The following is a 12,835-nucleotide window of genomic DNA, read 5'->3' on the forward strand; positions in this document are numbered from 1 at the left end:
GAATGTAATCATTCAAGTGGGATTTTCATTGTTTTTGTGATTCCGGCGGGATTCAAACCCACAACCTTCTGATCCGTAGTCAGATGCTCTATTCAGTTGAGCTACGGAACCCCATTGTTCCTTATTTTTGCAACCGTTTTTGTGATTCCGGCGGGATTCAAACCCACAACCTTCTGATCCGTAGTCAGATGCTCTATTCAGTTGAGCTACGGAACCATTTCCGATTTGCGGGTGCAAAGGTACACACTTTTTTTGGAACAGCCAAATTTTTGGAGTCTTTTTTCGAAAAAAGTTCGTTTTTACACGATAATCCGTGTCTTATGGTAGTTTTCGCGGAATTCTGAAGGGCTACAACCCTTACGTTTTTTGAATATACGATTAAAATTACTCAGATTGTTAAAGCCACAACCGAAACCTATTTCGGCGATGGAATGTGTACTGTCAACCAACATACGGCTGGCATACCCTAATCTCTGATCAATAATATACTCACTCAGATTTCGCCCCGTGTGGAGTTTGAAGAATCTACTGAAGGCCGAAGGACTCATGCCTGCAATATCAGCCACCTTAGTAAGGCGGATCTCCTCTTTATAATGTTGGTCGATATAACTCTTGACTTTCTGCACCCTACGGCTATCGCTCGATACCTCAACCTTGGCAAAACTGCTTGAAGCAAGCGTGCGGGCCCCATCACACTTGGACAGTTCGTAGAGAATGGTAAGAAACTGCATAAAGGCATAAAAACCATCTTTCACAGAACTGAGTGTATCAAGTTGCTGATAAACGCGCATGATGGCATCCAAGGGGAAACTAAGTCCTTTCTGGGCCTCAAGCATCATCTTCTTCATAGAGTTGAAGGGATTACGTGCAAAAATGCCGCTATCACTGAAATCGATATCAAACTGGATAGTTATCTCACGAATATCATCACTCTGGCAGTCGCCTTGTTCCCATACATGTTCAAGATCCGGACTGGTGATAAGCACCAGATCATAATCGCCGATAATCTCGTTAGAATCACCAACAATACGACGCACACCTTTAGCATGCTCCACGAAGTTAAGTTCATAAACCTCATGGTTATGTATCGGATAGGTAAACTCTTTCTTGCGACGGTCTGCTATATAAAGCACATCCTTACCCATCAAAGGGGTAATCTCATGAATAACCTTTGAGTCCATCAGATTTTAAGCTCTTTCAAGATTTCAGACATACGATGCATATTGTTAATACGCATAGGTACAAGCGGCAAACGGAGCACGTTCTGGATAAATCCCATCTCAGACAGCATCGCTTTAACGCCCGCAGGGTTTCCATCAACGAAGAGCAAAGAAAAAAGATCTGTAAAACGATGATGTATAGTACGGGCAGGATCGTATTCACCACGCATCTGCAAACGAATCATTCTTGAGAACTCCTTAGGCAGAGCATTGCCGATAACAGAAATAACACCTACTGCGCCACAACTTACCATTGGGAAAGTGAGAGCATCATCGCCACTGATAACATCAAAGTCGTTAGGCTTGTTCTTTATGATTTCATTCACTTGTTCGAGATTACCACTTGCTTCTTTAATTGCAACAATATTCTTGCAATCACGAGCTAATCGAACCGTTGTTGCAGCCTGCAGATTCACGCCCGTGCGCCCGGGAACATTATATAATACTACAGGCAGAGAGGTGGCGGCTGCGATGGCTTTGAAGTGTTGGTAGAGACCTTCCTGAGAGGGCTTGTTATAGTAAGGACATACGCTGAGTACGCCGTCAATACCCTTGAAATCACCAGTCTTCAACTCCTCTACTACAGCTGCGGTATTATTACCACCACACCCCATCAGAATAGGCACTTTACCTTGTACCCTATCAACAATCATGTTCTTAATCTTGGATTTTTCCTCTGCAGTAAGTGTAGGTGTTTCACCCGTTGTAGCGAGAATACAGAGAAAATCTGCTCCATTGTTAAGCTGATACTCCACCAGGCGCATCAGCGATTCATAGTCTACCGAGCCATCTTCCTTGAAAGGGGTGATGAGCGCAATGCCCAAGCCCTTGAAAATATTGTGTACCATATAGTCTAATCTTTTCGGCTGCAAAGATACACATTAAAAATGAAAATCGCAGCAAATTGCTGCGATTTTTTCATTTTTTGTGTTATTCTGCTTTGAATAAGTCTTTTATACCTCCTATCGATCCAAGAAGGTTGGTTGCCTCATAGGGCAGATATACGGTTTTGGTCTTGTCACCTTCAGCCAGTTCCTGCATCATCTGAATATATTTCTGAGCCAGCAGATAGTTGGCGGGATTGGTACTCTTACCAACAGCCTGGGTAATCAGTTCAATGGCTTTTGCTTCAGCCTCCGCTTTACGGATACGAGCCTGAGCTTCACCTTCAGCCTCAAGAATCGCCTGTTCCTTAGCAGCCTGAGCCTTGTTAATAACCGCCGTCTTCTCACCTTCTGAGGCCAGAATCTCTGCAGCCTTCTGTCCTTCGGAAGTAAGAATCTGCGCACGTTTGTTACGTTCTGCCTGCATCTGCTTCTCCATGGCTGTAAGCACAGAATCAGGAGGCGTGATATCCTGCAATTCTACACGGTTCACCTTAACACCCCACTTATCCGTAGCATCGTCGAGCACGGCAGAGAGTTTCTTATTAATAGTATCGCGCGATGTCAATGTCTCGTCAAGTTCCAGTTCACCGATAATATTACGTAGAGTGGTCTGCGTAAGTTTCTCAATGGCATTGGGCAGATTGTTAATCTCGTATGTAGCCTTGAAAGGGTCTACAATCTGGAAATACAGCAATGCATTAATTTCCGTCTGCACATTATCCTTTGTGATCACATTCTGTTTGGGGAAGTCGTACACTTGCTCACGCAAATCAATAGTTGTAGAGTACATATATCGTCCGTGACTCAGAACAACGATAGATTTAGCGCGGTCGATAAACGGAATAATGATATTGATACCAGGCTGAAGCGTAGCATAGTAACGTCCCAAACGTTCAATAATCTTTGTCTCTGACTGCGGAATAATCACGAGTGCCATTTTGGCAAAGATAACCACCAGAATGATGACGGCTATCAGAATAGATGTCATAATATCCATAATTCGTATTAATGTTTTGGGTTTATAATATTTCTACAGTAATGATAGTTGATGCGCGATCGATAACGGTGACGTTGGAGCCTTCGGGAATATCGACCTCACCAAGGGTTACAGCTTTCCATATATCACCATCAATTTGCACTCGGCCATAACCTCCCGCTTTGACGGTTTCTACAACTTTACCTTGACGCCCCAACAAAGCATCGGCATTACTGACACGACTATCCTCACCTTTATGCAGATAGCGTTGAGCAAAGGGACGAACCCAGAAAAGACTGATGAGAGTGAAGACGGCAAAGGCGGATAACTGGAGCCAGATTCCACCATCAAAGGCAGATACTATAGCTGCGAAGACTGCACCAATAGCAAAGCAAATAATGAAGAAATCGCCAGCCATTAATTCAAGAATAAGGCAAACGACGGCTATCACCACCCATAATTGCCACACATGTTGCGAAATGTAATCTATCATAAAATTCTATTCGTATATTGGTTGATATTATTTCTTTTGGGGTCAAAGGTACGAAAAAACTATGATACGTCCAAATAAAATATGACTTTTTACGTTATTAAAGAGTATGGTAAGAAGAAATGTCAGACTCGCAATTATACTCATATGCCTGATGATGAGCATCATGGCCCATGCCGATGGTTTCACACTCAAAGGCAAGGTTGTTGATGAAGAGGAACACGCCTTGGAATTGGTAACTGTATCATGCTTAGCACAAGGTAAAATGACAATGACCAACTTAAAAGGCGAATTTTCTCTCGATTTACATTCGGCCGATTCTGTTGAAGTCAGATTCACGATGGTTGGCTATAGCGCTAGAAAACGTATATTCCGCCACCCCAAAGGCAAGATTAATGTACAGATTGTGATGCGACCGATGGAGGCTCTGCAGGAAATCGTTATCACTGAAAAGCGAAGACAGACATCACAGACACAACAGCTTAACATAAAAGACGTTCGACAAGGGCCTGCAACAACCGGCAATGCTGTAGAAGAAATGATACAGCAGCAAGCAGGCGTATCAACCCATAACGAGCTGTCATCGCAATATAATGTAAGAGGTGGCTCGTTTGATGAAAACTCTGTCTATATCAATGGCGTAGAGGTATATCGCCCATTACTCATCAGCAGCGGTCAACAAGAAGGACTCTCTGTCATTAATCCTGATATGGTAGAAAAGATTGGTTTCTCTACTGGCGGATTTGAGGCAAAATATGGCGACAAGATGTCATCGACTCTGGATATTACTTATTGTCAGCCTAAAGGCTTTAAGGCTTCTGCAACAGCATCGCTTCTTGACGCAAGTGGCTACCTGGGGTATGGGAACGGAAAATTCTCGATGAGTCATGGTATCAGATACAAGACTAACCGTTATCTGTTAGGGTCTCTAGAAACTACTGGAGAATACAAGCCTAATTTTCTTGATTATCAGACATATATAACATACAATCCGAATAAGAGATGGAATATCGACGTGATGGGATATGTCTCTGAGAATCATTATAACTTCATTCCAGAAGACAGAGAAACCAGTTTTGGCACCTTGGCCGATGTCAAGGCCTTTAAGGTATACTTCGACGGACAAGAAAAAGACTTGTTCCGCACTCTTTTCGGTACAATTGGCATTACCCGGCATTTTGGGGATTACACCAAACTTAAAATCCTTATGTCAGCATTCCACACAAAAGAAAGTGAGCAATATGACATCATGGGACAGTATTGGCTCGACAATACGCTGACTCAAGAGAATCTGGGGGTTGGAACGTACATGGAACATGCACGCAACTATCTTACCGCAGATGTCATCAATATAAAACTGACAGGAAATCATCGTGCTGGGCATCATGATATCGAAGCAGGTATCACCTATAAACAGGAGCACATCAAAGAGCAGTCAAAGGAGTACGAAATGCGCGATTCCACCGGATATTCCATCCCCCACTCCTCAGAAAGGCTTGACATGATCTATACACTTTCAGCGAAGAATAATGTGAAGAACTATCGAACGGAAGCCTACATACAAGACACCTACCGATTCTCAAAGGGCGACACATATTATACATTTAACTATGGTATCAGATTAGCCAATTGGTCGTTCAATAAAGAAACCATCATATCGCCAAGAGCCTCGTTAGCGATAATACCAGCCTTTAATCAAGATGTGACATTCCGTTTAGCTACTGGCATATACTATCAAGCGCCCTTCTACAAGGAGATCCGAGATACACTGATGCAAAACGGTATAACCACAGCAATTTTAAACGAAAAAATCAAGAGTCAGAAATCCATTCAATTCATTGGAGGAGTGGACTATAGATTTAAAATGCTCAATCGAAAGTTTAAGTTATCCGCTGAGGCATATTATAAAGCATTATCGAACCTGATACCATATAACATTCAGAATCTTAAGATTACATATTATGGCAATAATATCTGCAAGGGATATGCTGCAGGAATAGACTTAAAAATATATGGTGAATTCGTACCAGGCACAGACTCATGGTTAACTTTCTCACTGATGAGTACCCGACAGAAGTTTGGTAACAATTGGATTCCTATGCCAACAGATCAAAGATGGTCAGTAAACCTCCATTTCACCGACTATTTCCCCGGTACTGAGCGATGGAGAATGACACTTCGTATGGCATTTGCCGATGGTCTTCCTTTTGGAGCCCCACATAGAGGTTTGGAGCAACAGCAGTTCCGTGCACCAGCCTACAAGCGAGCAGACATTGGAATGAGTTACAGAGCTGTTAAAGATGAATATGGTATCAGAAATTTATGGATAGGCATAGACTGCCTGAATCTATTCGGTATATCCAATGTTAACAGTTATTATTGGGTAACCGACGTTACAAATCGCCAGTGGGCGGTACCTAACTATCTGACAGGTAGACAAATTAACGGAAGACTTACAGTTGAATTCTAATAAAGTATTAAAATGAGAGATTATCACCAGGATTTAGTAGCAATCTCTTTTTTTAATTAAAAAAAGCAAAATAAAGAAGGGAATGTCATATATCTTTTGTACCTTTGCACGTAATTTGATAAAATTATCAATTCTCTAACATTAAAAGATATGAAGATTTCCCACATTGAGCACCTGGGCATTGCCGTCCAGAGCATCGAGGAGAGCCTGCCGTATTTCACTGACGTGCTGGGCTTAGAGTGTTATGCAACAGAGGTCGTTGAAGACCAGAAAGTAAAGACCGCTTTCCTTCGCTGCGGCGAAGTTAAGTTGGAACTGCTGGAGCCCACATCACCCGAGAGTACAATCCAGAAGTGGCTCGATAAGGGTAATAAGGGCGTACACCATGTAGCCTTCTGCGTAGAAGACGGTGTCGCCAAGGGTCTTGCAGAAGTATCCGAGAAAGGCGTACGTCTGATTGACGAGAAACCACGCAAAGGTGCCGAAGGACTGAACATTGCTTTCCTGCACCCGAAGTCAACATGTGGAATTCTCACAGAACTATGTGAACACCCTGAATAAACAGAAATAACGAACATTCTCAAACACTTAAATAAAACAATGAGCAAACAATTAGAAAAAATCAAGCAACTCATCGAGAAGCGCGAACAGGCACGTCTCGGTGGTGGTGAAAAAGCTATTCAGAAACAGCACGACCGTGGTAAGTATACAGCCCGTGAGCGTATTGAAATGCTCCTCGACGAGGGTTCGTTCGAGGAGTATGACATGTTCAAAGAGCACCGCTGCCATAACTTCGGTATGGAGAAAAAGCAGTTCCTCGGCGATGGTGTTGTAGCAGGTAGTGGTACTATCGATGGCCGTCTGGTATTCGTATTCGCACAAGACTTTACTGTTCATGCAGGCTCTCTTTCAGAGACCATGAGTCAGAAGATCTGCAAAGTTATGGATATGGCCATGAAGATGGGAGCTCCCGTTATCGGCATTAACGACTCTGGTGGTGCTCGTATTCAGGAGGGTATCAACTCACTGGCAGGTTTTGCCGAGATTTTCGAGCGCAACATTCTTGCCTCAGGTGTTATTCCGCAGATTTCTGGAATTTTCGGTCCCTGCGCCGGTGGTTCTGTTTACAGCCCAGCACTCACCGACTTCACCTTGATGATGGAAGGTACTTCATATATGTTCCTTACTGGTCCGAAGGTTGTTAAGACTGTTACCGGTGAGGATATTGATCAGGAACATCTGGGTGGTGCCAGCGTTCACGCAACCAAGTCTGGTGTAACCCATTTCACCGCAGCAACTGAGGAGGAAGGTTTGCAGATGATTAAAACCCTGTTGAGCTATATTCCTTCAAACAATATGGAGACAGCTCCTTTCAAGGCAACAGAAGATCCCATCAACCGTATGGAGGATTCTCTGAATGAAATTATTCCAGAGAACCCCAACGAGGCATACGACATGTATAAGGTTATCGGTGCCGTAGTTGACGATGGTGAATTCTTCGAGGTTCAGCCAAAGTTTGCAAAGAATATCATTGTCGGTTTTGCCCGCTTCAACGGCCAGAGTGTAGGTATCGTTGCCAACCAGCCAAACTGCTATGCTGGTGTGCTCGACGTAAACGCTTCTCGTAAGGGTGCCCGTTTCGTTCGTTTCTGCGACGCCTTCAATATTCCTATCGTATCACTCGTTGACGTTCCCGGTTTCTTGCCTGGTACAGGTCAGGAGTACAATGCAGTTATTCTGCACGGAGCCCAGTTGCTCTATGCTTACGGTGAGGCAACAGTGCCCAAGATTACCGTTACTCTGCGTAAGTCATACGGCGGTTCACACATCGTAATGGGTTCTAAGCAACTCCACACCGACCTTAACTATGCATGGCCTTCAGCTGAGATTGCAGTAATGGGTGCTTCTGGTGCCGCTGCTGTGCTCTATGCTAAGGAAGCTAAGGCAAAGAAGGAAGCTGGTGAGGATGTTAAGGCCTTCATCGCTGAGAAGGAGGACGAGTACAACGAGCTCTTCGCTAATCCTTATCAGGCAGCCAAGTATGGCTACATCGATGATGTGATTGAACCACGCAACACTCGTTTCCGCATTTGCCGCGGTCTGGCTCAGCTTGCCACCAAGCGTGTTGCCCTGCCCGCCAAGAAGCATGGTAATATTCCAATGTAATTGATTTGTATATGAAGAATAACGAAGTATATGCAGCAATTGCCCTTGCGCTCCATGAGCACTTAGGCAACAACGTCCACGATGCAGAGCCAGGCATTATTACCATTAATGCCCATTCTACACAGTGGAACGGTTATGCACAGACATTCACACAACGTCCCTAATAAAACCAATCGATAATGAAAGAATATAAGTATACTATCAACGGTAATAAATATGAGGTAGTTGTCGGAGATATTACTGATAACATTGCCACCTTAACCGTCAACGGCGAGGAATATAAGGTAGAACTCGAGAAGCAGCCTGAACCTGAGAAGAAAAAGCCTGTTATCAAGGCCGCTACTCCTGCCGCCAACAACGACGCTCCCGTTGCAAACAAAGCAGCTGTCAACAAGGCCAATGCCGTTAAGGCTCCTCTGCCCGGTGTCATCACAGACATCTTAGTTGCTGAAGGCGATGAGGTAAAGGCTGGTGATACAGTCGTTGTACTTGAGGCCATGAAGATGGCAAACAACCTGACCGCTGAGAAAGACGGTAAGGTAACGGCTGTTTGTGTGAAGATTGGTGAGAGTGTGATGGAAGATGACGCTCTTATTGTTATTGAGTAAAACTATCACACGATGCGATAAAGAGAGAATGGACCCAATACCCATTCTCTCTTTTTTCAAACTACTAAGACAAAAATACTATAAACAAATGATAAAGAAAACAATCTTCACTGCAGTTTTAGCAACAATCACTCTGACAGCACTTGGTCAGCAGTGGCCTGAAGTAAGGCCCGAAGCCAAAGCTGGTGCCCGTTGGTGGTGGCTCGGTTCTGCCGTTGACAAGGAGAACCTGAAGTGGACCATGCAGGAATATGCCAATCATGGCATTGGCGCACTGGAGATCACTCCTATCTATGGTGTACAAGGCAACGACGCCAATAATATCCCCTACCTCTCTGATCGTTGGATGGAGATGCTACGCGAAGTGCAGAAAAACGGAAAGGAGCTGGGCATCGAGGTTGATATGGCAACAGGTACAGGATGGCCTTTTGGCGGTCCGTGGGTTCCATTGGAAGAGAGTGCCTGCAAGGCCGTTTTCATTGATACCACCTTTGTAGGTGATGCCGTCGACGGACTTGATTTATCCGTACTAGAGAAAGAGGCCAAGTATTGCAGGCTCAACAGAGCAATGGCCTATTGGCAAGGAGAGCCTTACGACGTAACTGAATACGTAAGAAACGGCAAACTCACCTGGAAACCGGCAGATCTGTTAAAAACCAAAATCAATTCTTCCACAAACAAAACACAGAAGAAAATCCTTAAGCAGAAACTCAAGGATATGAAGAGCGCCCATTGGCAGGTTATAGCCCTCTACTGCCGCTATGGCGTGATGAATGTGAAACGTGCCGCTCCTGGTGGAATGGGACTAGTAGTTGACCACTTCGATAAAAAGGCGGTAAGTAACTATCTGCAACATATTGAAGGTGCCTTTGAACACACTCATACACCCTATCCTCATACTTTCTTCAACGATTCATACGAAGTGGAAGCAGCCACTTGGACGCCCACGCTCTTTGAAGAGTTTGAGAAGCGCAGAGGCTATAAGTTGGAGCATTACCTACGCCAATTACTGAATGGTGACACGAAGATCCTGTCCGACTATCGCGAGACGCTTGGCGATCTTTTGTTGGAGAACTTCACACAGCAATGGACGACTTGGGCACACAAGCATGGAGCCATCACTCGTAATCAGGCTCACGGCTCCCCGGCTAATCTCATAGACTGTTATGCTGCTGTGGATATTCCCGAGATAGAAGGCTTCGGTCTGTCCGAGTTCGGCATCAAGGGACTACGAAAGGATTCTGGCAAGACACGTAAGAACGACTCCGACTTCTCCATGCTGAAATATGCGCCATCAGCCGCCCATATCTGTGGCAAGCCCTATACGTCGAGCGAAACATTTACATGGCTGACAGAACATTTCCGTACATCGCTATCACAACTGAAACCCGATATCGATCTGATGTTCTGTGCCGGCGTCAACCACATGTTCTTTCATGGAACCTGCTATTCCCCTAAAGACGATCCGTGGCCAGGGTGGAAGTTCTATGCCAGCATCGATATGTCGCCAACCAACAGCATCTGGCGCGATGCGCCCTACTTCATGCAGTATGTGGAGCGTTGCCAGAGTTTCTTACAGATGGGACAACCGGATAACGATTTCTTAGTCTATCTGCCCGTTCGCGACATGTGGCAGAAGAATCCTCAGAAACTGCTCATGCAGTTCTCTATTCACGCCATGGGCAAATTGGCTCCAGAGTTCATTCAGAGTATCCTTGACATAGACCATGCCGGTTTTGACTGCGATTACATCTCGGAAAGATATATCCTGACAACAAACTATAAGGATGGGATGTTAGAAACAGCAACAGGAACCCGCTATAAGGCTCTTATCATTCCTGGTAGCGGCAATATGCCTGGAAACGTCAAAGCACACATTGAGGAACTGAAGGCTCAGGGTGCGCATATTATATATGGTACACAAACAGCCGACCTGATGAAAGCGGCAAAACCTGAAGCCATTAAGGCTGATTGTGGTCTGAAAGCCATCCGCAGAAAGAACGACACCGGCTATCATTATTTCATAGCCAACCTATCGCCCAACGACATCCACGACTGTTTACCGTTGGCCATTAGCTTTAAAGACGCCGCGTGGTTTAACCCGCTTAATGGAGAAATAACACATGCGCGTATCTCAGGCGACAGCATTGATATCTCTCTCAAAAGCGGAGAATCGATGATTCTGCAAACGTACAACGAGGCAATGCCCTTGAATGACAAAAACAATAAGGCAACCGCAGGAAGTATCACTGACAGTATGGTTATAAAAGGTCCATGGACGCTAACCTTTACCGAAGAAGCACCTAAGGTGAAGAAGACCTTTTCCCTCACAAAGCCTCAGACCTGGGAGACTCTCGATGATGACAGCGTGAAGGTGACCATGGGAACGGGTGTTTATACAACCCGTTTCAAACTCACGAAAGCAGAGGCTAATAAACACTGGAAGATAGATCTGGGTGATGTCCGTGAATCGGCTCGCGTCTACATCAATGGCCATTTCATCGGTTGTGCATGGTCTGTACCATTCATCCTCGACTGTAAGAACACACTGAAAGTTGGCAACAACGAAGTACGGATAGAGGTAACAAATCTGCCAGCAAACCGTATTGCCGACTATGACCGCCGAGGCATTAAGTGGCGCAAAATGGAGGAAATAAACGTCGTAGACATCAATTACAAACGTACAACCTATGACTCATGGGAGCCAATGCCAAGTGGCTTGAACTCTGAAGTACGTCTATTAGAGTATTAATATAACCCTCGTCATAACAAAACAACTTGTTTTGTACTCGTTTAGACTATCTCTTACATCTGTTAAGATAGTTTCTTTGAGAACAAAACAAGTTGTTTTGTCTTAATGAAGATAGTCTTATGCTTTCCGAACCCTTATCCGGTACTTGTCTGCCAATACGATCTGCATCACACGAGCATATCCATCAGCAAACAGAGGGACGGAAAGCGCTACATGTCCCATCGTACGACGGAGGTTAATCTCTACACACGGGTGAAGCAGAAAACCATCCTTTTCATCGGTTGCCACAAGCATCATATCAACCCCAAAAGGCCCCTTATACCGGCCTTTATACATCTCACTTAGCGCGTTCTCTATTTCCAGTTTAACAGAACCTATCAAATCAATTGATATATAACGGCTTAAGATGTCTCTCTTTTCCGATTCGTCAGCTATAATATTCCCTGTATAAGCGCCGTTCTTAGTCTGGAAAAGCGACAGACCCAAATATTTGATATTGCCCATTCCATCGCTCTCAAACTCCATTCCAAAGTCTCTTACCTTATTATAATGGGGTTCTACCATAACGCATCCCTGTTTATCTATCACGTTACTGATCCAACGTTCCTGATAGTCATTCAGCGAGGCACCAACAAACCGCACGCCACGACCACTACTGCTCCAAGGGGCTTTCACAACCATACGCGGATAGTCTTTCATATATGAAAGAACATCTTCAACAGACTCAGCCAGATACGAAGTGCCTATAGTTCCTGGTATCGTCTGCAGTTTCAGAAGAAGCGACATCGCATGTCGGCGATGCGACAACTCCCTGATAGTTTCTATATTCTCTTCCGACGGAACCGCATTCACCCCATAACGCAACAGGGAGCTGCGGAGTGCCAGATCCCATCCCCAAGGTTCAACCTCACGGATATCGAGTTTAGAAAGCAGGTTCTTATCTACGAAATGACATTGCTTCCCGCCAACTCTAGCCCTCAGACGAGCATATGTCTTTTTGGCCTGTTCAATATTCTCTACAAGCACAACATCATCTTCGTCTGCCCAGAGTGCAGGCAGACAACCTAAATCAGCTCTCAGTTTACGCCCGGCATGAGGCGCAGTGAAGTTGCTAAGATTAGCAGCCAGAGCGAGATCGTGTTCCGGATTAAAAACATGTAACTTCATAAATCGGGCACAAAGTTACCTAAAAATTTGAGTTACAGGCAAGATTATTCGGTTAATTATGATATAAAAAAAGAAAAAATATACATTTTAGTAAGATTT

General features: G+C 44.5%; 11 protein-coding genes and 2 tRNA genes. 6 read left to right on the plus strand and 7 right to left on the minus strand.

Annotated elements, in window-relative coordinates:
* Positions 1–37: 37 nt before the first annotated feature.
* From BMX82_RS01120 to BMX82_RS01145, 6 genes are all read right to left on the minus strand, one after another.
* Positions 38–111 (minus strand) — tRNA-Arg (locus tag BMX82_RS01120).
* Positions 112–142: 31 nt separating this feature from the next.
* Positions 143–216, minus strand: a tRNA-Arg gene (locus BMX82_RS01125).
* 83 nt (positions 217–299) lie between these two features.
* Positions 300–1,181, minus strand: coding sequence for an AraC family transcriptional regulator (locus BMX82_RS01130; RefSeq protein ID WP_036912313.1), 882 nt, complete (start codon positions 1,179–1,181; stop codon positions 300–302).
* Positions 1,181–2,068: a 4-hydroxy-tetrahydrodipicolinate synthase gene (gene dapA, locus BMX82_RS01135; protein ID WP_036912314.1), complete on the minus strand. Its 888-nt coding sequence runs from the start codon at positions 2,066–2,068 to the stop codon at positions 1,181–1,183. Before dapA ends, BMX82_RS01130 begins: the two co-directional genes overlap by 1 nt.
* A gap of 82 nt (positions 2,069–2,150) precedes the next feature.
* Positions 2,151–3,104: an SPFH domain-containing protein gene (locus tag BMX82_RS01140; RefSeq protein WP_091765338.1), complete on the minus strand. Its 954-nt coding sequence runs from the start codon at positions 3,102–3,104 to the stop codon at positions 2,151–2,153.
* Between the two features lie 22 nt (positions 3,105–3,126).
* Positions 3,127–3,576, minus strand: a complete 450-nt coding sequence (locus tag BMX82_RS01145; protein WP_036912316.1) for an NfeD family protein — start codon at positions 3,574–3,576, stop codon at positions 3,127–3,129.
* Positions 3,577–3,682: 106 nt separating this feature from the next.
* Here BMX82_RS01145 and BMX82_RS01150 point away from each other — a divergent pair, with 106 nt between their 5' ends.
* From BMX82_RS01150 to BMX82_RS01170, 6 genes are all read left to right on the plus strand, one after another.
* Positions 3,683–6,043 carry a TonB-dependent receptor gene (locus BMX82_RS01150; RefSeq protein ID WP_091765341.1) on the plus strand — a complete coding sequence of 787 codons (2,361 nt, stop codon included), beginning with the start codon at positions 3,683–3,685 and terminating at the stop codon, positions 6,041–6,043.
* Positions 6,044–6,193: 150 nt separating this feature from the next.
* Positions 6,194–6,604, plus strand: coding sequence for a methylmalonyl-CoA epimerase (gene mce, locus BMX82_RS01155; protein WP_013064811.1), 411 nt, complete (start codon positions 6,194–6,196; stop codon positions 6,602–6,604).
* A gap of 39 nt (positions 6,605–6,643) precedes the next feature.
* A complete protein-coding gene (locus BMX82_RS01160; RefSeq protein WP_091765343.1) occupies positions 6,644–8,209 on the plus strand; it encodes an acyl-CoA carboxylase subunit beta in 1,566 nt (521 codons plus the stop codon).
* 11 nt (positions 8,210–8,220) lie between these two features.
* Complete coding sequence (locus tag BMX82_RS12920) at positions 8,221–8,373, plus strand: hypothetical protein (protein ID WP_177171982.1); 153 nt, start codon at positions 8,221–8,223, stop codon at positions 8,371–8,373.
* A gap of 15 nt (positions 8,374–8,388) precedes the next feature.
* Complete coding sequence (locus BMX82_RS01165; protein WP_036912324.1) at positions 8,389–8,817, plus strand: acetyl-CoA carboxylase biotin carboxyl carrier protein; 429 nt, start codon at positions 8,389–8,391, stop codon at positions 8,815–8,817.
* Positions 8,818–8,905: 88 nt separating this feature from the next.
* Positions 8,906–11,569 carry a glycosyl hydrolase gene (locus BMX82_RS01170; RefSeq protein WP_091765346.1) on the plus strand — a complete coding sequence of 888 codons (2,664 nt, stop codon included), beginning with the start codon at positions 8,906–8,908 and terminating at the stop codon, positions 11,567–11,569.
* 117 nt (positions 11,570–11,686) lie between these two features.
* On the opposite strand, the gene BMX82_RS01175 is transcribed toward BMX82_RS01170, so the two are convergent.
* Positions 11,687–12,736, minus strand: coding sequence for a hypothetical protein (locus BMX82_RS01175; protein ID WP_091765349.1), 1,050 nt, complete (start codon positions 12,734–12,736; stop codon positions 11,687–11,689).
* Positions 12,737–12,835 lie beyond the last annotated feature (99 nt).

Origin of the sequence: Prevotella sp. khp7 (assembly GCF_900109055.1) — a bacterium.
Taxonomy (GTDB): domain Bacteria; phylum Bacteroidota; class Bacteroidia; order Bacteroidales; family Bacteroidaceae; genus Prevotella.